This window comes from Streptomyces sp. NPDC002730 (genome assembly GCF_042888805.1).
Taxonomy (GTDB): Bacteria; Actinomycetota; Actinomycetes; order Streptomycetales; family Streptomycetaceae; genus Streptomyces.
In genome coordinates, this window is sequence record NZ_JBIAQG010000007.1 from 52,461 (window position 1) to 78,865 (window position 26,405).

Sequence of the window (26,405 nt, forward strand, 5' to 3'; positions counted from 1 at the left end):
GGCCAAGCCGTAACGCTATGGTGTCGGGTTTGCCTACGCGTCCCGCTTCTTGAGCACCAGATAACCGCCCAGCAGCGCCGCGACCACCCAGAGGACCATGATCCCCAGCCCGCCCCACGGCCCGTACGGAGCCTTGTCGCTGCCCATGGCGTCCGGCACCACCTGCATGATCTTGGAGCCGGCCTGGTCGGGGAAGTAGCGGGCGACCGTCTTTGCCTTCGGCGCGGACGCGAGGATCTGCGAGACCAGGAAGAAGAACGGCATCAGGATGCCGAGCGAGAGCATCGAGCTGCGCAGCATCGTCGCCACGCCCATCGAGAAGAGCGCGATCAACCCCATGTAGAGCCCGCCGCCGACGACCGCGCGCAGCACATGGTCCGCGCCGATGTCCGTACGGAGGTCGCCCAGCAGCGCCTGGCCCAGGAAGAAGGCGAGAAAGCTGGTCGCCAGGCCGACCACCAGCGCCAGCACCGTGGCCACCGTGATCTTGCTGAACATGAAGGTGGCGCGCTGCGGTACGGCGGCGAGCGAGGTACGGATCATGCCGGAGCTGTACTCCGTACCGACCACCAGAACTCCGAAGACCACCATCGCGAGCTGGCCCAGGATCATCCCGGAGAAGCTGACGAAGGTCGGGTCGAAGGTGAGTTGCTCCTCCCGCGGCAGATCGTCGAACGTCGACTTCAGCAGCGCGCTGAGCGCGGCGCCCATCGCGACAGTGACGACGAGCGCGCTCACCAGTGTCCAGGTGGTCGAGGAGACCGTACGGATCTTGGTCCACTCGGACTGCAGAACGGCGGGTACCGAGGCCATGGGTCAGGCTCCCTTGCTGCTCCGGTAGCTCTGGCCCCAGTGGAGACCCGGCTGCTGGACCGGCGGCGGCGCTCCCTCGTCCGTCGAGTGCGCGTGGTACTCGACCGAGCCCGCCGTCATCTGCATGAAGGCCTCCTCCAGCGAGGCGCGCTGGGAGCTCAGTTCATGCAGAACGAGCTGATGCCGGGCGGCCAGCTCACCGAGCTGCGCGGTGGTCGCGCCGTCGACCTCCAGCATGCCATTGCCCGACTCGACCGCAATGAACCCCGACTCGTGCAGCACATCGCGCAGCCTCTCCTTCTGCGGCGAACGCAGCCGTACGTAACTGCGGGAGTTCTTGTGAATGAAATCTGCCATTGATGTGTCGGCCAGAAGTCGCCCCTGCCCAATCACGATCAAGTGGTCGGCGGTCAGGGCCATTTCGCTCATCAGATGCGAGGAGACGAAGATCGTCCGCCCTTCCCAGGCAAGAGTCTTCATCAGATTGCGGATCCAGTGAATTCCTTCGGGGTCCAGACCATTGACAGGTTCGTCGAACATCAGGATCTCCGGATCGCCGAGCAGCGCAGAGGCGATTCCCAGCCGTTGGCTCATACCGAGCGAGAAGCCCTTGGGCTTCTTCTTCGCCACCGGGGTCAGTCCGACGGTGTCCAGTACCTCGGCGACCCGCGAGGTGGGGATACGGTTCGACTGGGCGAGACAGAGAAGGTTGTTGTACGCGCTCCGCCCGCCGTGCATCGCCTTGGCGTCCAGCAGCGCGCCGATGTACTTCAGCGGTTCCTCGAGGTCGCGGTAGTGCTTGCCGTCGATCCGCACCGAGCCACTGGTCGGGTTGTCGAGATCGAGCATCATCCGCATCGTCGTCGACTTGCCCGCGCCGTTCGGGCCGAGGAAGCCTGTCACCACACCTGGTCTCACCCGGAACGACAGATGGTCGACCGCGGTGGTGCTGTCGAAGCGCTTGGTGAGGCCCTCGAGCTCAATCATGCGGCCACGCTAAAGGCGCGCAAAGCCCCCCGCCACCGGAGTGGCAGGGGGCTTGACGGGTCCTTCCGACCTACGCGACGTACCCGATGAACGAGTGCGTACTCAGCGGGACTGCTGGGCCGGGACGCCGCGGGAGATCGGCTCGTCGTCGGCGGGGGTGCCGGCGGCGGCCACGGCCGCGCCGGTCAGCGTGGCCAGCATCTCGCGGACGTTGGTCAGCTGCGCGTTGATCGAGTCGCGGCGGTTGGTGAGCGCCGCCAGCTCGCGCTCCGATTCGCTGCGGATCCGGTCGGCCTTGGCGTTCGCGTCGGCCACGATGTCCTCGGCCTGGCGCTGCGCGGTCTCCACCGTCTGACGGGCCCGGCGCTCCGCGTCCGTACGCAGCTTCTCGGCCTCCAGGCGCAGCTGCTCGGCGCGGTGCTCGATTTCCGCCAGGCGCTTCTCCGCCTTCGCCTGACGCGAGGCCAGGTCGCGCTCCGACTGCTCGCGGCGCTTGGCGAGGTTCGTCTCGAAGTCCGCGGCGGCCTGGGCGGCCTTGGCGCGGGTCTCCTCGAAGAGAGCGTCCGCCTCCTCGCGCTTGGACTGCGCGTCCTTCTGCGCTTCGCTACGCAGTGTAGAGGCGTCGCTCTTCGCCTTCTCGACGATACGGACGCCCTCGTCCTCGGCCTTCGCCTTGCGCTCCGAGGCGAACGACTCGGCGTCGTTGCGCACCTGCTGGGCGGCGGACTCGGCGAGCTCACGGTGCTGCTCGGCCGCGCGACGGGCCTCCTCGCGCAGGTCCTTCGCCTCCTCCTCGGCGAGGCGGAGGATCTTCTCGACGCGCGCACCGAGACCGGCGTACGACGGCTCTGCGTCGCTGACCTGGGCCTGGGCGTTCTGCGTCTCGAGGTGGAGCTCCTCGATGCGCTTTTCCAGAGAGGTGATTCGGGCCAGAGCACTGTCACGGTCGGCGACGAGTTTGGTAATGCGGTCGTCCACCTGACCGCGGTCGTAACCACGCCGCACGAGCTCGAAGCCGAAGGGGGAGGATGTGTCGCTCATGGGGTTCCTGTCGAATGAGACCGGTGAGGTGATAGGGGGAATCCTAGGGGCCGAAGCGGCGTGTCATCGAGCGGATGCCCGTTTGATCTGGAGAATGTCCAGCCTTTTGAGTGGCTAGGTCTCGGATGACTTGCCACTCGAACGTGTAACCCCAGCTGTCGCGCCCGCTTTGACGCCATTCTCCTTGTTGCCCCCGGATGGCGCTTCGAACGACTCCAATGCTTCGAGTACATCCTGGACACGGGAAATCTCCGCCTGAATGTCCTCGCGGCGGCGCACCAGCACATCGAGCTCCCGCTTGCCCTCCGTCACTGTCTGTTCGGCCTCGGCCTCGGACTCCGCCTTGAGCCGCTCGGCCTCCCGGAACACCTCGGCCTTCTTCTGCTCGGCCTCCTTGAGGAGCCCCTCCGCCTTCCGCACCGCGGCGATCCGGACCTTGCTGGCCTCCGAATTGGCCTCGGACAGCAGCTCCTTGGCCTTTGCCTCGGCCTCGGCCTGCTGCTCGGTCGCGGCCTTCACCAGCTTGTCGACGCGCTCGCCTGCCGACTTCAGCTGCTCCGCGGTCTCCCGGCGGGCGCGCTCGTGCAGCTCCTCGATCTCGGCCTCGACCCGGGCCCGCAGCTCCTCGCCCCGTTCCCTTATGGCGGTGGCGTCCCGGCGCGCGCCGACCAGCAGCTCGTCGGCGTCCGTACGGGCCTTCTCCACCCGGGAGTTGCCCTCGACGGTCGCCTCGGCGATCACCCGCTCGGCCTCCTTGCGGGCCGCGCCCACCATCGTGTCGGCCTGCGCCTCGGCCTCGGTGGCCGCGCGCAGCGCCTCCTCCTGGGCCTTGTTGATGAGCTGGTCGGCCTGCTCCGCGGCGTCGGCACGGCGCTTGGACGCGGCTTCGCGCGCCTCGTCCACCGTCCGGTCCGCCTCCGCCCTGGCCTCCGTACGCATCAGCTCGGCCGCCGCCTCGGCGTCTGCCTTGATCTTCCGGGCCTCGGACTTGATGCGCTCGGCGGCCTGCTGGGCGGAGCCCACCGTCTCGGCGGCCTCGGCGCGCAGCCGCTCCGCCTCACCGCTCGCCTCGGAGATCAGCTGGTCGGCCTGGGCGGCCGCGTCACCGCGGCGCTTGTCGGCGGCCTGACGCGCCTCGTCCAGGATCTGCTCGCCGTCGGCACGGATCCCGGCGTGCAGCCGCTCCGCCTCGGCCTCGGCCTGCACCTTGATCTGCTCGGCATCGGCGCGCAGCCGGGCCGCGGCCGCCTCGGCGCCGGACAGCGTCTCCGCCGCCTCGGTGCGCAGCAGCTCGCTCTCGCTCGTCGCCTCACTGATGAGCCGGTCGGCCTGGGCGGCGGCGTCGGAGCGGATGCGGTTGGCGTCCTCGCGGGCCTCGCCGCGGGCGCGCGAGGCGTCCTGCTCGGCGGAGGCGAGAGCCTCCGTCGCCTCGGTACGCACCCGCTGCGCGTACTCGGCGGTGTCGGCGCGCAGCCGGTCGGACTCGGTGATGGCTTCCCCGACGGTCCGCTCCGCGAGCGCGTTGGCGGCCTCGGTCTCCTCCTGGGCCCTGGCCCGCAGTCTGGCCGCGTCCTCGGCGGCCCGCTCGCGCTCGGCGTACGCGTCGGCGCGGACCCGGTCCGCCTCCTCCTGCGCCTCGGTCCTGGTGCGGTCCGCGGCGTGCTCGGCGGCCGAGCGCAGCCCGGCGATCTCCTGCTCGGCCTGGTCTTGGAGGCCGTTGACGGAGTCCCGAACCTGCTGGGCGGTCTGCTCGGCGGCGGACACCATCTCGGTGGCGCGCCGGTCGGCCTCCTCGACCAGCCGATGCGCCTCGGTCTGCGCCTCCTCGACCCGCTTGCGGGCCGAGGCCAGCAGCTCCTCGCTCTGCTCGCGGGCCCGGTCGCGCTCCTGGTTCGCCTCGCTGCGCGCCGAGTCGAGGATCTCCTCGGCCTCCCGGCGGCGGCGGTTGGCCTCCTCCTGGGCGGCGGCGAGCGCCTCGGCTGCCTCGACGCCCACCCGCTCGGCGGCGGCGGCGGCCTCCGCCCGCAGCCGGTCGGCGCTCTCCTGCGCCTCGGTCTTGAGCCGCTCCGCCTCGGTGGCGGCATCGGTGCGCAGCCGTACCGCGACGTTCTCGGCCTCGGCGCGGGTGGCCGAGGCGTCGCCGGCGGCGTCGTTGCGCAGCCGCTCGGCCTCCTGCTCCGCCTGCGCCTGGAGCGTACGGATCCGCTCGGCGGCCTCGGCACGCAGCCGCTCGGTCTCCTCCGCGGCCTCGCGGCGGATCCGCTCGCCCTCGCCCCGGGAGTCGCTCAGGCCTTGCTCGGCGGCGGCGAGACGCGACTCGGCCTCGGTGTGCAGCCGGGTCAGCTCGTCCGCGGCCTCGGCCTGCCGGGCCGCGATGGCGCGCTCGGTCTCCTCGCGCAGATCGGCGGCCGCCTGCTCGGCCGCGGACTTGACGCCCTCGGACTGCTCCTCGGCCTCGGCGCGCAGCCGCTCGGCCTCGGCGCGGGTGCGCTCCAGGGTCTCCTCGGCCTGCTTGCGCAGCGTGGTGGCGCGCTCGATCGCTTCCGTACGGACACGCTGGCTGTCGGTGGTCGCCGCGGTGCGCATTTCGTCGGCGTCGGTCCGCGCCTTGGTCAGCAGCTCCTCGGCGGTGCTCGCCGCCTCCTCGATCTGCTGCACGGCCTCGCGGCGGGCCTCGCCGCGGATCCGCTCCCCCTCGGCTACCGCCTCGGAGCGCAGCTGCTCGGCCTCGCCGCGCAGCCTGCGCGCCTCCTCCTGCAGTTCGACGGTCTTGGCGCGGTACTCCTTGGTGTCGTCCTTGGCCGCACCCTTGAGCTGGTCGGCCTGCTCGGCGGCCTCGCCGCGCAGTCGGTCCGCCTCCGCCTCGGCCTCGCGGCGGATCCGCTCGGCCTCCTCGCCCGCCTTGCGGGTGGTCTGCCGGGCGTCCTCGGAGGCCTTGGTCAGCACCTCCTCGGCGCTACGGGCAGCCCTGGCGAGCTGCGCGGCGGAGTCCTCGGCCGCGACCGTACGAGCCTTCTCGCCCGCCTCGGCGACCAGCTTCTCCGCCTCGGCGCGGCCGTCCGCGAGCGCCTGCTCGGCCTCCGCCTTGAGCGCCTCCGACTCCTTGGTGGCCTCGCCGACCAGCCGCGCGATCTCCGCCTTGGCGGTACGGGTGCGCTGCTCGTTGATGGACTCGGCGGACGCCAGCTGCTTGGCCGCCGACTCCTTGGCCTCGGCCAGGACCTTCTCGGACTCCGCGCGGGCCTCGCGCAGCTTCTCCTCCGCCTCCTGGATCCGCTGCTCGGCGGCGCGGCTCAGTTCGGCGGCCTGCTGACGGGCCTGGTCGGACTCGGCGGAGGTGGAGGAGCGCAGCTGCTCGGCGTGGGAGGTGGCCTCCTGCGCCTGGTTCGATGCGGCGTTCAGCAGCCGTTCGGCGTCCTTGCGGGCGCGCAGCAGGGTCGTCTCGGCCTCGGCGCGGGCGTTCTCCGCCTCGGAACCGAGCCGCTGGCGAGCCTCCTCGGCGACCCGGGTGGCCTCGGCACGGGCCGCGGCCAGGGACTTCTCGGCCTCGGCGCGGGACTCGTCGAGAAGTCGGCGGGCCTGCGCCTCGGTGCGGGCGCGCAGCTGCTCGGCCCAGGCGACGTTCTCGTTGACGTGCGCCTCGACGGTCTGCCGACGCTCGGCCAGCTCCTGGTCCAGGCGCTGGCGGCGCTGGTTCGCCTCGGAGTGCAGTTCGGCCTGGAGACGTGCCTGGTGCTCGGCGTGCTCCTGGAGGATGCGCTGCGTCTGCGCGCGGGCGTCCCGCAATTCGCGCTCGGCGTCCGAGCGCAGCTGGTCGGCCTGAATCTGCGCATTACGGAGCAATTGCTCGGCCTGATAGCCGATGTCGGCGCTGTCGTAGGCAGGACGAGACGCGAGGTTGCGGCGCGCCTCGTGGAGCTTGGCGCGCAATACCTCGACCTGGTAGCCGAGGTCCTCGGCGTGCTGGACGGCCTTCTCCCGCTCGGTCTTCAGCCGGTCCATCTCGGCTTCGAACCGCGAGAGGTGGTCGTCGTCAGCTCGGTGGCTCTCCTGGCGTTCGTAGCCCCGCACTGCGCGGTCCCATCCGTCCCCTGGTCGCAACTGTCTCCGTACGAGCACCGTTCGCCGGCGAACGGCCCCCCGGGGAATGGTGACAGATCAACGGAGGGGACGCGGCGCGGCCCCGACCCGGCCCCGGCCCGGAACCGCCCACTCTACCGGGCCGGGAATCCGGAGGTCAGTGCTCCGTTGCAGAGGTGACGAGTTCGGTGAGAACGCCGTGACAGTCCTTGGGGTGGAGAAAAGTAATACGGGAGCCCATGGAGCCGATACGCGGCTCGTCGTAGAGAACCCGCACGCCCTTGTCCCGGATGGACTGCGCGTCCGCGTCCACATCGGCGGTGCCGAAGGCGATGTGGTGGACGCCCTCACCATTCTTGGCCAGCCACTTTCCGACGGCCGAGTCCTCGCGGGTCGGCTCCAGGAGCTGGAGGTACGAGGCGCCGCCGTCGGACGTCTCATTGATCTTGAGCATGGCTTCCCTTACGCCCTGCTCCTCGTTGACCTCGGAGTGGAAGACCTCGAAGCCGTACGTGGCCCTGTAGAACTCCACGGTCTTGTCGAGGTCGAAACAGGCGATCCCGATGTGGTCGATTCGCGTCAGCATGGGTCCAGTGCAGCGCCCCGGACGGTGGTTACGCAACGTGCGCGCGATCACACCGGCTGCCCGGTGACCGGGGACCGTACCGCTCAGTACATTGAAGTAAACCCTCGTTCACTCCTCATCCAAGGGGCCGTGCCTCATGTCTGGAACGTCCGGTACCACTTCAGTGATTGTCGCGGGCGCCCGTACGCCCATGGGTCGGCTGCTCGGCTCGCTCAAGTCCTTCTCCGGCGCCGATCTCGGCGGCTTCGCCATCAAGGCGGCGCTGGACCGGGCCGGTATCGGCGGTGATCAGGTGCAGTACGTGATCATGGGCCAGGTGCTGCAGGCCGGCGCGGGTCAGATCCCGGCCCGCCAGGCCGCGGTCAAGGGCGGTATCCCGATGAGCGTCCCCGCGCTCACCGTCAACAAGGTCTGTCTCTCCGGGCTCGACGCCATCGCGCTGGCCGACCAGCTGATCCGCGCCGGTGAGTTCGACGTGATCGTCGCCGGCGGCCAGGAGTCCATGACCAACGCGCCGCACCTGCTGCCGAAGTCGCGCGAGGGCTACAAGTACGGCGCGATCGAGATGCTCGACTCGATGGCGTACGACGGTCTGACCGACTCCTTCGAGAACGTCGCCATGGGCGAGTCGACGGAGAAGCACAACACCCGGCTCGGCATCGCCCGCCAGCCGCAGGACGAGATCGCGGCGCTGTCGCACCAGCGGGCCGCGGCCGCGCAGAAGAACGGCATCTTCGAGGCGGAGATCACGCCCGTCGAGATCCCGCAGCGCAAGGGCGAGCCGGTGGTCTTCGCCAAGGACGAGGGCATCCGCGCCGAGACGACGGTGGAGTCGCTGGGCAAGCTCCGCCCCGCGTTCGCCAAGGACGGCACGATCACCGCGGGTACGTCCTCGCAGATCTCCGACGGCGCCGCGGCGGTCGTGGTGATGAGCAAGGCCAAGGCCGAGGAGCTGGGCCTGGAGTGGATCGCGGAGATCGGCGCGCACGGGAACGTGGCCGGCCCCGACAACTCCCTCCAGTCGCAGCCGTCCAACGCCATCCAGCACGCGCTGACCAAGGAGGGCCTCGGCGTCGAGGACCTCGACCTCATCGAGATCAACGAGGCCTTCGCGGCGGTTGCCGTGCAGTCAATGAAGGACCTCGGGGTGTCCCCGGAAAAGGTGAACGTCAACGGCGGCGCGATCGCCCTTGGCCACCCGATCGGCATGTCCGGCGCGCGCGTGGTCCTGCACCTGGCGCTGGAGCTCAAGCGCCGTGGCGGCGGTGTCGGTGCGGCCGCGCTGTGCGGAGGTGGCGGGCAGGGTGACGCGCTGATCGTGCGCGTCCCGGGCAAGTAACCCTCGTACGTAACCGATCGAACGGAGCGGCAATGGTGGACGTCCCCGAGCTGGTGGCCCAGGCGCGGGAAGGCCGGCCGAGGGCTGTCGCCCGGCTGATCTCGCTGGTGGAGGGGGCGTCACCGCAGCTGCGCGAGGTGATGGCGGCGCTCGCTCCGCTGGCGGGCGGGGCATACGTCGTCGGTCTGACCGGTTCGCCGGGTGTCGGCAAGTCGACGTCCACGTCGGCGCTGGTGTCCGCGTACCGGCGGGCCGGGAAGCGGGTCGGCGTCCTCGCCGTCGACCCGTCCTCGCCCTTCTCCGGCGGGGCACTGCTCGGCGACCGGGTCCGGATGTCGGACCACGCATCCGACCCGGGCGTCTACATCCGCTCGATGGCCACGCGCGGGCACCTCGGCGGTCTGGCCTGGGCCGCCCCGCAGGCGATCCGGGTACTGGACGCGGCCGGCTGCGACGTGATCCTGGTCGAGACCGTGGGCGTGGGGCAGTCCGAGGTGGAGATCGCCTCGCAGGCGGACACGTCGGTGGTGCTGCTGGCGCCCGGTATGGGCGACGGTATCCAGGCGGCGAAGGCGGGCATCCTCGAGATCGGCGATGTGTACGTCGTCAACAAGGCGGACCGGGACGGCGCGGACGCGACGGCCCGCGAGCTGAACCACATGCTCGGACTGGGCGAGGCGCGCGGCCCCGGCGACTGGCGGCCGCCGATCGTGAAGACGGTCGCGGCGCGGGGCGAGGGCATCGACGAGGTCGTCGAGGCGCTGGAGAAGCACCGCGCGTGGATGGAGGAGCACGGCGTCCTCGCCGAACGCCGCGCCCGCCGTGCGGCCGGCGAAGTGGAGACCATCGCGGTGACGGCGCTGCGGGAACGGATCCAGGACCTGCACGGCGACCGCCGCCTCGGCGCGCTGGCGGAACGGATCGTGGCGGGCGAGCTGGACCCCTACCGCGCGGCGGACGAACTGGTGGCGGGCATCACGGAGGGCTGACGGCCGTCGAGCGGCGGCGGGCGGTGGGCTGTTCGAGCTTGCCACCCGCCGCACAGGACAGGCCCGAGGGTCCGAAGGGCCTACGGCTTGCCGCGTCGGCCGCGCAGATTCTCGGCGACCGGCGAAAGTGACTCGCGTAGATCCGCGAGCGCCTCCGGCGAGAGCATGTCGATGAAGTGCTTGCGTACGGACGCGACATGGTGCGGCGCGACCTTCTGCATCGTTTCCGTGCCCTGGTCGGTCAGGACCGCGTACAGTCCGCGCCGGTCCGACTCGCAGTTCTCCCGGCGGACCAGCCCCGCGTTCTCCATGCGGGTGATCTGGTGCGAGAGGCGGCTCTTGGACTGGAGTGTGGCCGCGGCGAGGTCGCTCATTCTCATCCGCCGGTCCGCCGACTCGGAGAGGTTGACCAGGATCTCGTAGTCGTTGTTGGTCAGGCCGAACGGCTGGAGGTCCTTCTCCATCTGGTACGTCAGCAGTCGGTTGACGTCCAGATAGGTGCGCCAGGCGCACTGCTCGTCGTCGGTAAGCCAGCGGGTGGCCGTCTCGGTCTCCATATATGGATTCTACCTAAGAAGTTGAAAGACGGACGAAAACGGGGAGTGTGACGCACGGCACCCGGCGCGCGACAAGAGTCGCGAACAAGGGTGCAGGCGTTCGACGTCACACTCCGCAGACTACCGTTCACAGGCCGAAGCGACGCTGGAGGTCCCCCAGCTGGCCGGGAAGACGCGGTCCCGCCCCGTGTTGGCCAGGGGCTCCGGCCGCACCGTGGCCCCCCGGAACCCTCGCCTCCGGTGGCACCGCGCCGGTCGCCTGTTCGGCCATCAGCGCCTCCGTAGACTGCAGAAGCACCGTGCCGGCTCCTACGAACTCGAACTGGTGCTCCTCGCCCGAGGCTCCGCCGATCCCGGTCAGCGCCCGCATCCCGCCCATCACGCCCGTCATATAGCCGTGGTCGTAGTGGTGGCAGGGCGACGGACAGTCGGCCCAGCCCACCAGCGCCTGCGGGTCCACCCTGATCGGAGGCTCCATGAAGACCACGGGACCGTTGGACGCGGCCACGAACTTCCCCGTACCGATCAGCGTCAGAAAGCCCGGCACGATCGACTGCTTCAGCGCCAGCGTCGGCTGATACGCCAGCAGATTGCCGGAGCGGATCGTGAGATTGCCGTCGTCCAGATCGAAGGAGTTGACATCGAAGGAGCGGTCGGCGAGCAGCATCTTTCCGCTGCCTTCCGCCACCACCCAGTCGCTCGCGTGCAGCGGCGAGTGGAAGGAGGTCCGCAGCAGCCGGTCGAGCCGGCCGTGGCCGATGCCGTTGAAGTCGATGCGCCCGTAGTAGGCGATCATCTTCCCCTTCTGCAGGAACCACTGGCTGGATTTGAGCTCCACGCAGAAGGTGTACGCATTGACGTTGTCGTCGCTCGGCAGCGTCATCGGGTCGAAGATCACGGGCGTGCTCACAGTTTCTCCTCCGACGCCTGGACGTACACCGCACCGCTGCCGCTGAGCTCCAGCTGGAAGGCCTCGCCCGAGCCGCGCCCCACCATGTCGCGCCAGCCCAGCGCGGTGGAGAGCTTGTTGCGTACGTCGCCGTGGTGCGCGACATACGCCTGCGGATCCACATGGACCGCCCGCCCCGGCGTGATCGGCAGCTCGATCACCCCGCCGTGTGCCATCACCGCGACCGCGCCGTGGCCCTTGAGTGTCGTGGTGAACAGGCCCTGGCCCGTCACCTGGCCGCGCACCATCCCCATGACCCCGCCCTGCGAGCCCATGAACATCGTGCCCTGCTGCAGCGTCCCGTCGAAGGCGAGCAGCCGGTCCGCCTCGACGTACAGGGTGTCGCCGGTCAGCTGGATCACCTGGATGTGATGGCCGCCGTGGCCGAACATCACGGTGCCGCTGCCCTCGACCGTCATCAGCGGCGTCGCCTCATTGGCCACCCGCCGCCCGAGCATCGACGCCAGGCCGCCCTGGCCGCCCTGGATGTTCGGCGTGAACGAAACCTCGCCCTTGTACGCGAGCATCGCGCCGCGCTGACTGAACATCTTCTGGCCGGGGACGATCGTCGCCTCGACCATCTTGGAGTTGATCTCGCGGAACGGCATCAGACGTCGCCCCCGATGGTGTTGCGCTCGCTGGGCTGTACGTAGACGAGTCCGTCGCCCTCGAAGCGGATCTGGAAGGCCTCGCCGCCGCCTTCGCCCAGGACGGTCCGGAAGGTCACGCCGGACTGGAAGTCCTGCCGCAGATTGCCCTGGTGCGCGATGTAGGCGCCGGGGTCCACGGAGAGCGGGTACTGCGGTGTCACCCGCAGCACCACGGCCGAGCCGTCCGACATGATCGCCGCCTGGCCGGTGCCCTCGACGGTCGTGGTGAACAGGCCGTTGCCGCTCGCCCCGCCGCGCAGTCCGGTGAAGGTCGTCCCGGTGCGCAGCCCGGCGTCGGTGCAGAGCAGATTGCTCGCCTCGACATAGAGCTTGTCGCCGTGCAGGTTCACCAGGTTGATCTCGGACGCCCGGTCGGCGAAGTAGCAGGTGCCCTGCCCCTTCACCTCCATCATGGTCATCTGCTCGCCGGTCAGGCGGCGGCTGACCATCCCGCGGATGCCCTCACCGCCGCCGGACATCTTTTTGAACGCCATCTGGCCGTCGTAGGCGACCATCGAGCCGTTCTTCGCTTTGACGGCGTCGCCGGTCATATCGACGGCGAGCACCTTGCTGCCTTGGAGTCGGAACATTGCCACGGAGCGACGTTAGCCGCCGGTGCGCTGCGCGAACAGGTCCTTTGGGAGGATCCGGACCCTGAAATGGACCCGGATGCCGTGTTTTCCCGGGGGCACCCCGGACCCCGACGCTGTGTTGTGCCGGGGACACCACCCCCAGGGGGGCACCCCGGACCCCGGGTTGGCGGAGATGGCTGCCACAATGGGGGAGCGCTTGTGAGCGCGTTCACAAGATCAACGACCCCCCTCCCCGAAGGTGCCTCCGTGGACATCAAGACCGCCTCGTCCCTCCACCGCCTCCGTCTGGTCTCCGCGCCGGAGGCCGTCTCCTTCCTCCTGCTGCTGGTCTGCTCGGTGCTCAAGCGCACAACGGAGTTCAACGCGGTCCCGGTGATGGGCGCGATCCACGGCGTGCTCTTCATCCTGTACGTGATCTTCTGGCTGGACGCCTGGAACCGCACCAAGTGGCACGCGAAGACCGCGGCCTTCTACTTCGTGCTCTCCGTACTCCCCTTCGGCGGCTTCTTCGCCGAGCGCAAGCTCAAGCGCGCGGCCGAGGACGAGGTCATCGCCTCCCGCGCCCGCCGCGAGAGCGCGGTAGAGGCATGATCGTCGCCTTCTCCGTCACCCCATTGGGCGTAGGCGAGGATGTCGGTGAGTATGTCGCCGACGCCGTCCGGGTCGTCCGCGAATCGGGCCTGCCCAACCGCACCGACGCGATGTTCACCTCGATCGAGGGTGACTGGGACGAGGTGATGGACGTCGTCAAGCGTGCCGTCGCCGCGGTCGAGGCCCGCGCGCCGCGCGTCTCCGTCGTCCTCAAGGCCGATATCCGACCCGGCGTCACCGACGGTCTCCACTCCAAAGTCGAGACCGTCGAACGGCACCTCTCCGCCTGAAACCACTCAGATCCCGGAACCGCTCGCCCGGACGCCTTCATGGCGCCCCGGGGTGCGACACCGCGAGCGCGATACCCAACGGCGTTCGCTCGTACAGCACCTGGTGGCCGTAGCGGTGGGCGGTCAGCAGCCCCGCGTCGCGCAGCACCGACAGATGCGCCGATACGGAGGACGGCGCGAGGCCGAGGAGATGCGCGAGCGCGGTCGTCCCGGCCGGTTCGTCGAGCGCGAGGAACACGGCGGCGCGCTTGGCGCCGAGCAAGCGGGCCAGCGCCTCGGGCGCAGAGCCCGCGGGCTGTGCCCACAGCGCGCCGATACCGCGTGCGGGGTAGGCGACGGTCGGCTGCCAGGGCGGTTCGAATCCGGTCACGACGTCGGGCCAGCAGAAGACGCTGGGCAGCAGCATGAGGCCCTGGCCGCCGAGGTCGCGTACATGGTCACCGGGCGTGGCCAGGGTCAGAGTGCTGTCGGCCCAGCGCAGCCTGGGGTGGAGATCGGCGAACAGTCCCTCGAGGCCGGTCTCCGCCAACCGCCGCGAATGGAACGCCACATCGGCCTCGAGAAGAGCGCGCAGCCGCGGCCAGTCCGGCTCGACGAGTGCGTGCCAGGCGCACTCCATGGCGTCGGCGAGCTCCTGGACGGCCCGCTCGGGATCGGCGACGAGGGCCCGCCCCTGCGGTGAGCCCGATGCCCCCGGGGTGCAGGAGAGCGCCCACGCCATGTCGTGCCGCGCGGCCTCGGGATCCGCCCGGCGTACGGCGGCGATCTCCTCCTCGAAGGAGGCGGCGGGCCCGATGGGCGGCGGCCCGAGAAAGTCCGGGCTGTGCCCGCGCTGCGGCATCAGCAGCCACAGGGCGGTGAGATCGAGCCTGTCGGCGGCCTGGCGTATCCGGCGCAGCCAGGGCAGGTGATAGCCGTGCCGGTCGGGGCGCTTGAGGATGCGTACGGCGCTCTGAGTCTCCCAGAGGGGGGAGACGGCGAACCGGATCCGCAGCAGATCGGCTTCGCCGAAGTGCATGTAGGACGGCATGATCACCCCGGAAGATTCGGCTGTTGCCGAAAGTCTAGGGCCGGCCGGGAGGGCATCGGCAGGCTGTCGGCCATGCCGAAAGAGAACCTCACGGAGGACCCGCCGCTGCCGCCCCCCGAGGGCGGCCCCCGCCCCGGCGCCGCCGGGCCGCAGGCCGGCGTGCCCGGAGCAGTCGTCTCCGCCCCGCCCGAGGCGGGGGTACCCGGACCGGGTGGCGCTGCCGCGCCGGATGGCGAGGGCTTCGCCCTGCCGGAAACGGTCGCGCCCCGCACCAGTCCCGCGAAGGCCGAGCACCCCGCCCGCGACGGGAGTTCGCGGCACCCGAGCGCCGACGCCGGCCCCGGCTATCGGGCCGTGTTCCAGGTGCGCGAGTTCCGCGCCGTATTCGTCGCACACCTCATGTCGCTCCTCGGCGTCGTCGTCAGCGAGATCGCGCTCACCGTCCTCGTCTACCGGCTCACCTCGTCGCCCCTGCTCAGCTCCCTCACCTTCGCGCTCGGGTTTCTGCCCTACCTCGTCGGCGGGACCCTGCTCGCCGGGGTCGCCGACAAGTACCCGGCCCGGCGGGTGCTCGTCGTGTGCGATCTCCTCTGTGCCGCGTGCGCCGCCGCCATGGTGCTGCCCGTGACACCCGTCGCCGCGCTGCTCGTACTGCGCTGCTTCATCGCCGCGATCTCACCCGTCTTCAACGGCACCCGCACGGCGACCCTCGCCGACATCCTCGGCGACGGCGACCTCTTCGTTCTGGGCCGCTCGTTGCTGCGCATCGTGTCGCAGAGCGCCGTGCTCACCGGGTTCGGGCTCGGCGGGCTGCTGCTGGCAGTGGTGCCCCCGCGCGGCGCCCTCACCGTCACCGTGTGCACGTTCCTGGGCTCGGCGCTGCTCCTCCGCTTCGGTACGAAGAGGCGCCCGGCCAGAGGTGGCGACAGCGGCGCCCTGCTGCGGTCCTCGCTCTCCGGCGCGCGGCAGATCTTCGCCGACCGCCGGCTCCGTGTGCTGATGCTGCTCTTCTGGGTGCCGCCCATGTTCAGCGTCGCGCCGGAGGTTCTCGCCACCCCGTACGCGGACGAGATCGGCATCGGCCCGGCCGGCCTCGGACTGCTCATGTGCGCGCTGCCGGTCGGCACGATCGCCGGTGAGCTGTACGCCGGCTCCGTGCTCGGCCCCGCCACCCGCGCCCGTATCGCCCTGCCGCTCGCCGCCGTCACCCTGCTGCCATTCCTGGCCTACGTCCTCACACCCGGTCTCGGCTGGGCGCTGCTCGTGCTCGTGGCTGCCGGCGCCGGCTCCGCCTACACCCTGGGAGTCGACCGATGGTTCATCGAGGCTGTCCCCGAGGAGCTGCGCGGCCGGGCCATGACCCTGCTCACCGCCGGACTGATGACGATCCAGGGCGTCGGCATGGCGCTGGCCGGGTTCGCGGCGGAGTTCTTCTCCGTGAGTGCGGTGGTCGCCGGGGCCGGGGCCGTCGGAACCCTCAGCTGTCTGCTGCTGGTCGCCGAGGCCAGGAGGACCGAAGTGCGAGACGGGGCTGACCGCCATATGACCAGTCGGTAGGGTCGGTGCCGTGCCCAAGCCGCTCAGTCTCCCCTTCGATCCCATCGCCCGAGCCGACGAGCTCTGGCAGCAGCGATGGGGTCCCGTGCCCTCGATGGGCGCGATCACCTCGATCATGCGCGCGCACCAGATCCTGCTCGCCGAGGTCGACGCCGTCGTCAAGCCGTACGGACTGACCTTCGCGCGGTACGAGGCGCTGGTGCTGCTCACCTTCTCCAAGGCCGGTGAGCTGCCGATGTCCAAGATCGGCGAGCGGCTGATGGTCCACCCGACCTCGGTGACGAACACCGTGGACCGGCTGGTGAGGTCAGGTCTCGTCGACAAGCGGCCCAATCCGAACGACGGGCGCGGCACGCTCGCCTCCATCACCGAGAAGGGCCGGGAGGTCGTGGAGGCGGCCACTCGCGAGCTGATGGAGATGGACTTCGGGCTCGGCGCGTACGACGCGGAGGAGTGCGGGGAGATCTTCGCGATGCTCAGGCCCTTGCGGGTGGCGGCGCGGGATTTCGACGAGAAGTAACCCACACGACCCGGGCGAAGATCGGCCTTTGCGCCCGGTTACGCTCGTAGCCATGAAACAAAGCGTGCTGTCCCGTTACCGGGTGATGGCGTACGTCACCGCCGTATGGCTGCTGGTCTTCACCGCGGCGATCATCGCGAAGTACGGGTTCGAGGTCGGCGACACCATGCTGATCTCGCAGATCCACGGTGTGCTGTTCATCATCTACGTGATCTTCGCCTTCGATCTCGGCTCCAAGGCGAAGTGGCCGTTCGGCAAGCTGCTCTGGGTGCTGGCCGCCGGCTGCATCCCCGTGGCCTCCTTCTTTGTCGAGCCGAAGATCACCCGCGAGATCCGGCCGCTGACCGTGGACGGCAGCGCGGCGACCGCCGAGGCGTAACAGACACGGCCGCGAGCAAGGCTCGTGGCCGTCTGCCATCGACATTTACTAGGACGTCCTAGTAAATTCAGAGTATGGACGCTGACGCCATCGAGGAAGGCCGCCGACGCTGGCAGGCCCGTTACGACAAGGCCCGCAAGCGGGACGCGGACTTCACCACGCTCTCCGGTGACCCGGTCGAGCCCGTCTACGGGCCCCGGCCCGGGGACACCTACGACGGCTTCGAGCGGATCGGCTGGCCCGGGGAGTACCCCTTCACCCGCGGGCTCTACCCGACCGGCTACCGCGGCCGCACCTGGACCATCCGCCAGTTCGCCGGCTTCGGCAATGCCGAGCAGACCAACGAGCGCTACAAAATGATCCTGGCCAACGGCGGCGGCGGGCTCTCCGTCGCCTTCGACATGCCGACGCTCATGGGCCGCGACTCCGACGACCCGCGCTCGCTCGGCGAGGTCGGCCACTGCGGCGTCGCCATCGACTCCGCCGCCGACATGGAGGTCCTCTTCCAGGACATCCCGCTCGGTGATGTGACGACCTCGATGACCATCAGCGGGCCGGCCGTCCCGGTCTTCTGCATGTATCTCGTCGCCGCCGAGCGTCAGGGCATCGACCCGGCCGTGCTCAACGGCACACTGCAGACCGACATCTTCAAGGAGTACATCGCGCAGAAGGAGTGGCTCTTCCAGCCCGAGCCGCATCTGCGCCTGATCGGCGACCTGATGGAGCACTGCGCGCAGGGCATCCCCGCGTACAAGCCGCTGTCGGTCTCCGGTTACCACATCCGCGAGGCCGGAGCGACGGCCGCGCAGGAGCTCGCGTACACGCTCGCCGACGGCTTCGGCTATGTCGAGCTGGGCCTGAGCCGCGGCCTGGACGTGGACACCTTCGCGCCCGGCCTCTCCTTCTTCTTCGACGCGCACCTCGACTTCTTCGAGGAGATCGCCAAGTTCCGGGCAGCTCGCAGGATCTGGGCGCGCTGGATGAAGGAGGAGTACGGCGCGCAGACCGACAAGGCGCAGTGGCTCCGCTTCCACACCCAGACCGCGGGTGTCTCGCTCACGGCGCAGCAGCCGTACAACAACGTCGTACGCACCGCGGTCGAGGCGCTCTCCGCGGTCCTCGGCGGCACCAACTCCCTGCACACCAACGCCCTGGACGAGACCCTCGCCCTACCGAGCGCGCAGGCCGCGGAGATCGCGCTGCGTACCCAGCAGGTGCTGATGGAGGAGACCGGCGTCGCCAATGTCGCCGACCCGCTCGGCGGCTCCTGGTACGTCGAGCAGCTCACCGACCGTATCGAGGCCGACGCCGAGAAGATCTTCGACCAGATCAAGGAACGCGGCCGGCGCGCACACGCGGACGGCAAGCACCCCATCGGCCCGATCACCTCCGGCATTCTGCGCGGTATCGAGGACGGCTGGTTCACCGGCGAGATCGCCGAGTCCGCCTTCCGCTACCAGCAGTCCCTGGAGAAGGGCGACAAGCGGGTCGTGGGCGTCAACGTCCACCACGGCTCGGTCACCGGCGACTTGGAGATCCTGCGGGTCAGCCATGAGGTCGAGCGCGAGCAGGTACGGGTCCTGGCGGACCGTAAGGCCGGCCGAGACGACGCCCGCGTACGGTCCTCGCTGGACGCGATGCTTTCCGCCGCGCAGGACGGCTCGAACATGATCGCGCCGATGCTGGACGCGGTCCGCGCGGAGGCGACGCTGGGCGAGATCTGCGATGCGCTGCGGGACGAGTGGGGCACGTACACGGAGCCGCCGGGCTTCTGACCCCGTACGCCCTTCGGGCCTGTCCTCCATCGCCGGACGGGCTGGGTTTCCGCCCGTCCGGCGGGAAACCCGGCCTCGCCGGCGTTTGAGGCGGGGGGTCCGGGGCGGAGCCCCAGTTACCCGGGGAGGGTCAGCCGGAACCGCGCCCCGCCCCCCTGCGCCGCCTCCGCCGTCAGCTCCGCGCCGTGCGCACGCGCGATCTGGCGGGCCATCGCCAGGCCCAGTCCCGAGCCGGGCAGCGCGCGGGCGGTCTCCGCGCGGTAGAAGCGGTCGAAGACGTACGGAAGGTCCTCGGGCGCGATCCCCGGGCCGTGATCCCGCACCGTCAACTCCCTTGAGGTGAGGGCGACTTCGACCGGGTCGCCCGGCGGGCTGAACTTGGCCGCGTTGTCCAGCAGATTCGTCAGCAGGCGCGACAGCCGCGAGGGCACGCCGGGCAGCGCAAAACCCGCCGCCGCGTCGTCGACGTACAGCGTGAAGACGATCCGCGGCCAGTGGGCGCGGGCCATCTCGACCGCGTGCTCGGTGAGGGCGGCGACGCGGACCGTTTCGAGGAGTGGCTGAGGCTCCTCGTCCCTGGCGAGTTCGATCAAGTCGTTGACCAGGCCGGTGACTTCGCGCAGCTGGCGCGTGAGGGCGGTGGACGCGCGGGTGCGCTGCGCCTCGGTGAGGCGGTCGGCGCGGGCGAGCAGTTCCGCGTTGGTACGCAGCGCCGTCAGCGGCGTACGGAGTTCATGTGAGGCGTCGGCGACCAGCCGGCGCTGCGCGGTGACCGACTGCTCCAGCTCGCCGAGCATCGTGTTGAACGAGCCGGCCAGCCGGGTCACCTCGTCCTCCCGGCCCGGGGGACCCGCAGGGAGTTCGATGCGGTGACGCGGATCGCGGGTCGCCGCGATGCGCTCGGCGGTGGCGGTGAGCCGGGCCACGGGAGCAAGGCCGGTACGCGACACCCAGTACCCCAGAAGGCCCGCGAGCAGCACGCCCGCGGCACCCGCGCCCGCGAGCAGCCAGGCCGCCTGGTGTACGCCCCTCTCGACCGTGTCCGCGCGGAGCGCGACCTGAAGTGCCTCGCCCCGGCCGAAGTTGGTCGTCAGCATCCGCATCGGATGCCCGAAGAGGGTGACGTTGGTGAAGTACGGGTCGCGTTCCCCGGCAGCGACCTCCCGCACGGGCGTGCTGACCGGGAGGAGATAGGGCTTCGCGGGGTCCTTCGCCGGAGCCGCGGGGACGATCTGCGCGCAGGCCGGTGCCGACAGAAAGCGGCACTCGCCCGCCACCGTCGCGGGGCCCTCGTCGCGGTTCTGCTGGGTGACCAGCGTCGCCGACTGCGTCAGATTCAGATCGAGCTGGTGGTACAGCTCGTAACGGATCACGAAGAACGCGGCCGTGCAGATGCCCACCGCGACCAGCGCGACGGCCGCGGACGCGGCGAGCGCCAGCCGCGTACGCAGCGGCCGGTGCCTGCGCCAGCGAGCGCCCAGCCTGCGCCGCGCGCTCATCACACATCCAGCCGGTAGCCGACGCCGTGGACCGTATGGACCAGACGCGGCTCACCGCCCGCCTCCAGCTTGCGGCGCAGATAACCGACGTACACGGCAAGGGAGTTGGAGTCGGGACCGAAGTCCTGTCCCCACACCAGCTCCAGGATCAGCTCGCGGGGCAGCACCTGCCCGGGATGGCGCAGCAGCAGTTCGAGCAGGGTGAACTCGGTACGGCTGAACTCCAGTGACCGGCCGCCCCGGCTGCCCGTGCGGGTGTCGGGATCCACGGTCAGATCGGCGAAGGACAGCGCGCCGGACTCCTCGGGCAGGGGAGCGGCGCGCCGCAGCAACGCCCGTACGCGTGCGGTCAGTTCGTCCAGCGCGAAGGGCTTCACCAGATAGTCGTCGGCACCCGCGTCCAGGCCGTCGACACGCTCGCTGACCGAGTCCAGAGCGGTCAGTACGAGTACCGGCGTACGGTCCTCCATCGCCCGCAGCCGACGGCAGAAGGCGAGCCCGTCGAGCACCGGCATCATCACATCGAGCACGATCGCGTCCGGCTGCCACGACGCCACGGCGGAGAGCGCCGCGAGACCGTCGCCCGCGCCGCGCACCTCGTAGCCCTCGACCGTCAGCCCGTCCTCGACCGCGGCGCGCACTTCCGGCTCGTCGTCGACAACCAGGATCTTCTTCATGGGCAAAGACTGCCAAACCATGGTCTTAGAACCCTCTTAAGGGGTTTCGCGAGCGTGGCCGCCATGCGCACACCACTGGGCACATCACTGGGCACACCACCCCGCACACCACTCTCCGTCGTGATCGGTGCGGGCGGCACCGGCGGCCATATCTACCCCGGGCTCGCGCTCGCCGACGCACTGCGCCGGGCCGTCCCCGACGCGGTGATCTCCTTCGTCGGTACGACGCGCGGCCTGGAGACCGAACTGATCCCGGCCGCCGGCCACCGCCTCCACACCGTCGACATGATCCCCTTCGACCCCGCCCTCGGCGCCAGGCGCTATCTGCTGCCCGCGGCTCTGCTGCGGTCCGGTGCCCAGTGCCGGGCGATCCTGCGCGAACAGCGGGCGCAGATCGCCGTGGGCATGGGCGGCTACCCGAGCGCGCCCGTCATACTCGGCGCGCGGATGGCCGGGCTGCCGAGCGTGATCCACGAGTCCAACGCCGTACCGGGCCGGGCCAACCAGTTCGCCGCCCGCCTCACGCCGCACATGGCCGTCGCCTTCGACCGCAGCCGCGCCCATCTCGCGGGCGGCGAGAACGCCCTCACCACCGGAATGCCGATCGCCGCGCCGATCGCCCGTCTGGACCGGCCCGGGGTGCGCGCAGAGGCCCGCAGAGCCCTCTCGGTACCCCAGGACGCCAGGCTCGTCCTGGTCAACGGCGGCAGCCTGGGCGCGGCCCGGCTCACCGAGGCCGCTGTCGGGCTCGCGGGCCGCTGGCGGGAGCGGCCCGGCGTACAGCTGCTGATCAAGACCGGGCCCGCGGCGCTGGACGAGACCCGCCGACGGCTCGGCGACTCACCGGTCGCGCGCGCCGTCCCCTACCTGGACCGGATGGACCTCGCGTACGCGGCCGCCGACCTGGTCGTCTGCCGAGCCGGTTCCGCGACCGTCGCGGAACTGGCCACGGTCGGCGTGCCCGCCGTACTCGTCCCGTATCCGCACGCCCCCGGCGACCACCAGACCCATAACGCCCGGGTCCTCTCCGACGCGGGTGCCGGTCTCCTGCTCCCCGACGCGGAGGCCACCGCCGACCGGCTCGCCGCCCTCGTCGAGCCACTGCTCGCCGACCCGGCCCGGCTCGCCGCGATGAGCGGCGCCGCCGACCCGGGCCCGCACGCCCAAGCCGCCGACCTGCTGGCGGCCCGGGTCCTTCAACTCGCCTCGCACACAAAGGAGTACGCAGCATGAGCAGCATCAACTGGCAGAACCGAACTGTCCTGGTCACCGGCGCCGAGGGTTTCATCGGCTCGACACTCGTCGACCTGCTCGTCGAGCGCGGGGCGAAGGTCCGCGCCTTCGTCCACTACAAGCCGTACGCCGAGAAGGGATTCCTCGCCCATCACATCGGCGACTCCCGGGTCGAGATGATCGCGGGCGATGTACGCGACGCGGGCCGGGTCATGGACGCCGTCGCCGGCTGCGACACGGTCTTCCATCTCGCCGCGCTGATCGGCATTCCGTACAGCTACGACTCACCCGGCGCGTACGTCCAGACGAATGTCGTCGGCACCGAGAACATCGCGGAGGCCTGCCGCCGCCATTCCGTACGCCGTCTTGTCCACACTTCGACGAGCGAGGTGTACGGAACCGCCCTCACCGCCCCCATCGGCGAGGACCACCCGCTGCAGCCGCAATCCCCGTACTCCGCATCGAAGATCGGCGCGGACATGATGGCGCTCTCGCACTGGCACGCCTTCGAGCTGCCGGTGACGGTCGTACGCCCCTTCAACACCTACGGACCGAGGCAGTCCGCGCGTGCCGTGATCCCGGCGATCCTGGCCCAACTCCACGCCGGGGCGCGGGAGATCAAGCTCGGCTCGCTCACCCCGACCCGCGACTTCACCTATGTCACGGACACGGCGCGCGGCTTCCTGGCGATGGCGGAGTGCGACCGTGCGGTGGGCGAGGTGGTCAACCTCGGGACGGGCCGTGAGATCGCGATCGGGGAACTGGCGCAGGCCCTGATCGCCGCGTCGGGGCGGTCGGCACAGGTGGTCGTCGACCCGGCGCGGCTGCGGCCCACCGGCAGTGAGGTGGAGCGGCTGCTGTCCGACAACACGCGGGCGGGGGAGTGGGCGGGCTGGCGGCCCGAGGTTTCGCTGGAGGAGGGCCTGAAGCACACCTCGGAGTGGATCGCGGAGAACCTGCACCTGTTCGCGACGGACCGCTACCAGATCTGAATCAGCCCCTTCGGCTGTGCGCGAGGTCCGCTCTGCGCGAGGTCCGCCCTGCGCGAGGTCTGCTCAGCTCATCTCAGCTCTGGACTGCTCAGCTCTGCAGGGACCCGATCCCCGACACCAGCATCAGGGTGAAGCGACGCGCCCACTCCTCGTCCACCGGCTCCGCGCTCACCAGCGCCCGATGCACCACCGCGCCCGCCACCACATCGAAGATCAGGTCCGTGTTGCGGGCTGCCGCCTCCGAGTCCTCCTCGTACGGCAGCTCGCCACGGGCCTGAGCGCGCTCCCGGCCCTCCACGACCAGGCGCTTCTGCCGGTCGACGATCGCCGAGCGGATCCGTACGCGCAGGGCGTCGTCGCTCGTCGACTCGGCGACCACGGCCATCAGCGCGGTCTTGGTCTCGGGCCGGTTCAGCAGCGCCGCGAACTGGAGCACCACGCCCTGCACATCGGCCGTCAGGCTGCCGCGGTCGGGGAGTTCGAGCTCGTCGAAGAGAACGGCGACGGCGTCGACGACGAGCTCGTTCTTGTTCGCCCAGCGGCGATAGAGGGTGGTCTTGGCGACCCCCGCGCGGGTGGCCACGTCCCCCATCGTCAGCTTCGACCAGCCCAGCTCGACGAGCGCCGCCCGGGTCGCGTCGAGGATCGCGGCGTCGGCCTCGGCGCTGCGGGGGCGTCCCGTACGACCCGTACGTACGGCTTTGGGGCGGGTGTGGCTGCACATGACGGCGACCATACCGGCGGGTAGGCGATCTGCTGTGAGGCAGTTCACCGGAGGTTTCTCACATGCGGGCAGACGCGGGAGCGTCGGTGCAGTTACGCTACGACTCGTAGCGAAAGCCTTGACCGGCTTCAGCGACAACCACTGACACCGGGTGGGGACCCGGTGTCGAACATTTTGGCCAGTACAGCGGTCTCTTGGCCGTATTTTTCACATGCGCGCGCGGAAGGGGGAGGATGTACTCATGCAGCCTAGGAACATGTCCATGAGCGGCGTCGTCGACCTCGCCGCGGTGAAGGCGGCCGGTGAGGCCAAGGCGAAGGCGGAACAGGCGCGCGCCGAGGCCGCCCGCCAGGGCGGCGGCGGTGCCGTAGCCCCTTCCAGCCTGGTGATCGACGTCGATGAGGCGGGCTTCGAGAGCGATGTCCTCCAGCGCTCCGCCGAGGTCCCGGTCGTCATCGACTTCTGGGCCGAGTGGTGCGAGCCGTGCAAGCAGCTCAGCCCGGTGCTGGAGCGACTGGCACAGGAGTACAGCGGCCGGTTCGTCCTCGCCAAGATCGACGTCGACGCCAATCAGATGCTGATGCAGCAGTTCGGGATCCAGGGCATCCCGGCGGTCTTCGCGGTGGTGGCCGGCCAGGCGCTGCCGCTCTTCCAGGGCGCGGCGCCCGAGGCCCAGATCCGCGCCACCCTCGACCAGCTGATCCAGGTGGCCGAGGAGCGCTTCGGGCTGACCGGTATCGCCGTCGATCAGGACGCGTCCGGCGCGGAGACGGCGGCGGCCCCCGCCGAGGTCCCCGAGGGTCCGTACGACGCCCTGCTGGAAGCCGCCGTACAGGCGCTGGACGCGGGCGACTTCGGCGGCGCGGTCCAGGCGTACAAAAACGTCCTCTCCGACGATCCGGGCAATACGGAAGCGAAGCTGGGCCTCGCCCAGGCCGAACTCCTCGCCCGCGTGAAGGACATGGACCCGCAGAAGGTCCGCCAGGAAGCGGCCGAGAACCCGACCGATGTGCAGGCGCAGATCGCCGCGGCCGACCTCGACCTGGTCGGCGGTCATGTCGAGGACGCGTTCGGCCGGCTTGTCGAGACGGTGCGCCGCACGGCGGGCGAGGACCGGGACGCGGCGCGGGTGCGGCTGCTCGAGGTCTTCGAGGTCGTCGGCCCGGACGATCCGCGGGTGACCGCGGCGCGTTCGGCGCTGGCGCGGGTGCTGTTCTGAGTGATGTTTGAAGGTCCTGTACGGAACGTTCCGTTCCGCCAGGTCTGAGGGTTTTACGGCGGTGGCGCCGGTCAGGCGCCGCCGCCGCTTTGGCGACAAGGTGACAGAACGCGGTCGCGCTTTACCAAAACTTGGTAAACGGATGCCTTGTTACTCGCAGTAAATGAACCCGCTTGTTCTGTCCGCTTATTGGCGGCAATCACCCCTTCTGGCTGACCCCTTGGTGGCACCCTGCGTTGCCGGGCGATATCAAGCGGTCGTTGCGTGGTTATCAGGCCGTTACTAGTGAGTAACGAACCCCCTTGTGTCGCGGCCGGGAATGGACCACGATCGGCCACGCTCGGTCCAATACCCCACCAGCCCGGCCTCCAGCCGTGCCGCGGGATCTTGGGTCCCCACCGAGTGGATCGGCGGCAGTGGCGCCGGTCGCGGACAGGGGGGTTCCTGCCGAATGGCAGGGCCTGTCCGGCAGGTTGTGCGTGATCAGTCAGGCGCGACCAGTGGTTGTCGCTCGGGGGTGATCGCCGGTGTTTCGGACGCAGCTCGCGCCTGAAAGTACAGGCGCTCTCCTTACCGAGGACGTAGCACTTCTCCCATCCCAGGACGGACACGAGAGTCCGGACCGGAGATGTACGTCCGAGAAGGAGGAAAGTCATGGAGTCTGTGGCGCGTGGCGGAACCAGATGGAAGCGGTTCGCCCTTGTCATGGTGCCGAGTGTGGCCGCAACGGCCGCGATAGGCATCGGTCTGGCACAGGGCGCGCTGGCCGCGTCGTTCGCTGTGTCCGGCCAGGAGTTCAAGGTCAAGGCCGGTCACCTCGACGGTCACGGCTTCGCCCAGTACGGCGGCGTCGACATGGGATACGCGGACCTGAAGGGTGACGCGAAGACCGCCCACCCGGTCGCGATCTCGTCCTTCAAGAACGCCACGATCAACAACATGTGCCAGTCGGTTGTCACCGACGTGCCGTTCGTCGGCAAGGTCACTCTGCAGCTGAAGGCCGGCGGGGGGAAGACTCCGGTATCTGCGGAGAACCTCTACCTGGACGTGTCCGAGCTGGACGCGGACGCCACGTTCGAGAACATCGACATCGGCGTCGCGGCCAAGGACACGGGGCCGGGTAAGGGCAAGGGCCCTGTCGTCAAGGACAAGTCGATCCTTGAGAACGGGTTCGCTCAGCAGGCCGACCGAGCCATCCTCGACAACGTCGAGCAGAAGGCGTGGGCGACGACTGCCGGCACGTTCAAGCTGAGCGGTCTGAGCATGCGTCTGCTCAAGGGCTCCGGCGCCGGGGTCGAGTGCTACTGACGGTCATCCCGTCCGGGCGGGCGGGGA

Annotated in this window: 25 protein-coding genes; 12 read left to right on the forward strand and 13 right to left on the reverse strand. The window is 70.1% G+C overall.

Translation table 11 applies throughout. The annotated features are described in order from the left end of the window. Positions 1-33: 33 nt before the first annotated feature. The 5 genes from ACFYXH_RS19015 to mce form a co-directional block, all read right to left on the reverse strand. Complete coding sequence (locus tag ACFYXH_RS19015; protein ID WP_389564023.1) at positions 34-813, reverse strand: ABC transporter permease; 780 nt, start codon at positions 811-813, stop codon at positions 34-36. A 3-nt stretch (positions 814-816) separates the two neighbouring features. Continuing rightward, positions 817-1,800: an ABC transporter ATP-binding protein gene (locus tag ACFYXH_RS19020; protein WP_389564026.1), complete on the reverse strand. Its 984-nt coding sequence runs from the start codon at positions 1,798-1,800 to the stop codon at positions 817-819. A 102-nt stretch (positions 1,801-1,902) separates the two neighbouring features. After that, positions 1,903-2,841 carry a cellulose-binding protein gene (locus ACFYXH_RS19025; RefSeq protein ID WP_389564029.1) on the reverse strand — a complete coding sequence of 313 codons (939 nt, stop codon included), beginning with the start codon at positions 2,839-2,841 and terminating at the stop codon, positions 1,903-1,905. 114 nt (positions 2,842-2,955) lie between these two features. After that, a complete protein-coding gene (gene scy, locus ACFYXH_RS19030) occupies positions 2,956-6,912 on the reverse strand; it encodes a polarized growth protein Scy (RefSeq protein WP_389564032.1) in 3,957 nt (1,318 codons plus the stop codon). 166 nt (positions 6,913-7,078) lie between these two features. Further along, positions 7,079-7,507, reverse strand: a complete 429-nt coding sequence (gene mce / locus ACFYXH_RS19035) for a methylmalonyl-CoA epimerase (protein WP_327326132.1) — start codon at positions 7,505-7,507, stop codon at positions 7,079-7,081. Between the two features lie 136 nt (positions 7,508-7,643). Between mce and ACFYXH_RS19040 the strand changes: the two genes are divergently transcribed. After that, positions 7,644-8,846, forward strand: coding sequence for an acetyl-CoA C-acetyltransferase (locus tag ACFYXH_RS19040; RefSeq protein ID WP_327326133.1), 1,203 nt, complete (start codon positions 7,644-7,646; stop codon positions 8,844-8,846). Between the two features lie 32 nt (positions 8,847-8,878). Then, on the forward strand, positions 8,879-9,835 hold the full coding sequence (gene meaB, locus ACFYXH_RS19045) for a methylmalonyl Co-A mutase-associated GTPase MeaB (protein WP_389564037.1): 957 nt from the start codon (positions 8,879-8,881) through the stop codon (positions 9,833-9,835). A gap of 80 nt (positions 9,836-9,915) precedes the next feature. Here the strand turns inward: meaB and ACFYXH_RS19050 are convergent, their stop codons facing one another. The 4 genes from ACFYXH_RS19050 to ACFYXH_RS19065 form a co-directional block, all read right to left on the reverse strand. Next, positions 9,916-10,392 (reverse strand): MarR family transcriptional regulator, encoded by a 477-nt coding sequence (locus ACFYXH_RS19050; protein ID WP_327326135.1) that lies wholly within the window; start codon positions 10,390-10,392, stop codon positions 9,916-9,918. Positions 10,393-10,519: 127 nt separating this feature from the next. Continuing rightward, positions 10,520-11,302 carry an AIM24 family protein gene (locus ACFYXH_RS19055; RefSeq protein WP_389564039.1) on the reverse strand — a complete coding sequence of 261 codons (783 nt, stop codon included), beginning with the start codon at positions 11,300-11,302 and terminating at the stop codon, positions 10,520-10,522. Further along, positions 11,299-11,949: an AIM24 family protein gene (locus ACFYXH_RS19060; RefSeq protein WP_389564042.1), complete on the reverse strand. Its 651-nt coding sequence runs from the start codon at positions 11,947-11,949 to the stop codon at positions 11,299-11,301. Before ACFYXH_RS19060 ends, ACFYXH_RS19055 begins: the two co-directional genes overlap by 4 nt. Beyond that, positions 11,949-12,581 (reverse strand): AIM24 family protein, encoded by a 633-nt coding sequence (locus ACFYXH_RS19065; RefSeq protein ID WP_389564746.1) that lies wholly within the window; start codon positions 12,579-12,581, stop codon positions 11,949-11,951. The genes ACFYXH_RS19060 and ACFYXH_RS19065 overlap by 1 nt, the downstream gene beginning before the upstream one ends. Before the next feature lie 249 nt (positions 12,582-12,830). Between ACFYXH_RS19065 and ACFYXH_RS19070 the strand changes: the two genes are divergently transcribed. Together ACFYXH_RS19070 and ACFYXH_RS19075 are read left to right on the forward strand one after the other, a co-directional pair. Then, positions 12,831-13,175, forward strand: a complete 345-nt coding sequence (locus tag ACFYXH_RS19070) for a DUF3817 domain-containing protein (RefSeq protein WP_327326138.1) — start codon at positions 12,831-12,833, stop codon at positions 13,173-13,175. Continuing rightward, positions 13,172-13,465, forward strand: coding sequence for an MTH1187 family thiamine-binding protein (locus ACFYXH_RS19075; protein WP_326652669.1), 294 nt, complete (start codon positions 13,172-13,174; stop codon positions 13,463-13,465). Before ACFYXH_RS19070 ends, ACFYXH_RS19075 begins: the two co-directional genes overlap by 4 nt. Positions 13,466-13,502: 37 nt before the next feature. Here ACFYXH_RS19075 and ACFYXH_RS19080 read toward each other — a convergent pair whose 3' ends face one another. After that, positions 13,503-14,495 carry a DUF5937 family protein gene (locus ACFYXH_RS19080; protein ID WP_389564045.1) on the reverse strand — a complete coding sequence of 331 codons (993 nt, stop codon included), beginning with the start codon at positions 14,493-14,495 and terminating at the stop codon, positions 13,503-13,505. Between the two features lie 72 nt (positions 14,496-14,567). On the opposite strand from ACFYXH_RS19080, the gene ACFYXH_RS19085 reads away from it, so the two are divergent. The 4 genes from ACFYXH_RS19085 to ACFYXH_RS19100 all read left to right on the forward strand — a co-directional run bounded on the left by ACFYXH_RS19085 (position 14,568) and on the right by ACFYXH_RS19100 (position 18,726). Further along, on the forward strand, positions 14,568-16,052 hold the full coding sequence (locus ACFYXH_RS19085; protein ID WP_389564048.1) for an MFS transporter: 1,485 nt from the start codon (positions 14,568-14,570) through the stop codon (positions 16,050-16,052). Between the two features lie 10 nt (positions 16,053-16,062). Further along, complete coding sequence (locus ACFYXH_RS19090; protein ID WP_385305665.1) at positions 16,063-16,572, forward strand: MarR family winged helix-turn-helix transcriptional regulator; 510 nt, start codon at positions 16,063-16,065, stop codon at positions 16,570-16,572. Between the two features lie 52 nt (positions 16,573-16,624). Next, positions 16,625-16,951 (forward strand): DUF3817 domain-containing protein, encoded by a 327-nt coding sequence (locus ACFYXH_RS19095; RefSeq protein ID WP_327326142.1) that lies wholly within the window; start codon positions 16,625-16,627, stop codon positions 16,949-16,951. 74 nt (positions 16,952-17,025) lie between these two features. Next, positions 17,026-18,726 carry a methylmalonyl-CoA mutase gene (locus ACFYXH_RS19100; protein ID WP_389564051.1) on the forward strand — a complete coding sequence of 567 codons (1,701 nt, stop codon included), beginning with the start codon at positions 17,026-17,028 and terminating at the stop codon, positions 18,724-18,726. Between the two features lie 116 nt (positions 18,727-18,842). Here the strand turns inward: ACFYXH_RS19100 and ACFYXH_RS19105 are convergent, their stop codons facing one another. Together ACFYXH_RS19105 and ACFYXH_RS19110 are read right to left on the reverse strand one after the other, a co-directional pair. Beyond that, positions 18,843-20,225 carry a sensor histidine kinase gene (locus tag ACFYXH_RS19105; protein ID WP_389564053.1) on the reverse strand — a complete coding sequence of 461 codons (1,383 nt, stop codon included), beginning with the start codon at positions 20,223-20,225 and terminating at the stop codon, positions 18,843-18,845. Further along, positions 20,225-20,902, reverse strand: coding sequence for a response regulator transcription factor (locus ACFYXH_RS19110; protein ID WP_389564056.1), 678 nt, complete (start codon positions 20,900-20,902; stop codon positions 20,225-20,227). The genes ACFYXH_RS19105 and ACFYXH_RS19110 overlap by 1 nt, the downstream gene beginning before the upstream one ends. Positions 20,903-20,965: 63 nt before the next feature. Between ACFYXH_RS19110 and ACFYXH_RS19115 the strand changes: the two genes are divergently transcribed. Continuing rightward, positions 20,966-22,135, forward strand: a complete 1,170-nt coding sequence (locus tag ACFYXH_RS19115; RefSeq protein ID WP_389564059.1) for a glycosyltransferase — start codon at positions 20,966-20,968, stop codon at positions 22,133-22,135. Beyond that, positions 22,132-23,127, forward strand: coding sequence for a GDP-mannose 4,6-dehydratase (locus ACFYXH_RS19120; RefSeq protein ID WP_389564062.1), 996 nt, complete (start codon positions 22,132-22,134; stop codon positions 23,125-23,127). The genes ACFYXH_RS19115 and ACFYXH_RS19120 overlap by 4 nt, the downstream gene beginning before the upstream one ends. 88 nt (positions 23,128-23,215) lie before the next feature. On the opposite strand, the gene ACFYXH_RS19125 is transcribed toward ACFYXH_RS19120, so the two are convergent. Beyond that, entirely contained in the window at positions 23,216-23,863 is a 648-nt protein-coding gene (locus tag ACFYXH_RS19125; RefSeq protein WP_385305839.1) for a TetR/AcrR family transcriptional regulator, read from the reverse strand. Positions 23,864-24,092: 229 nt separating this feature from the next. Here ACFYXH_RS19125 and ACFYXH_RS19130 point away from each other — a divergent pair, with 229 nt between their 5' ends. Further along, positions 24,093-25,070 (forward strand): tetratricopeptide repeat protein, encoded by a 978-nt coding sequence (locus ACFYXH_RS19130; protein WP_389564065.1) that lies wholly within the window; start codon positions 24,093-24,095, stop codon positions 25,068-25,070. A 654-nt stretch (positions 25,071-25,724) separates the two neighbouring features. Next, positions 25,725-26,378, forward strand: a complete 654-nt coding sequence (locus tag ACFYXH_RS19135; protein WP_389564068.1) for a DUF6230 family protein — start codon at positions 25,725-25,727, stop codon at positions 26,376-26,378. The last annotated feature ends 27 nt before the right edge of the window (positions 26,379-26,405 follow it).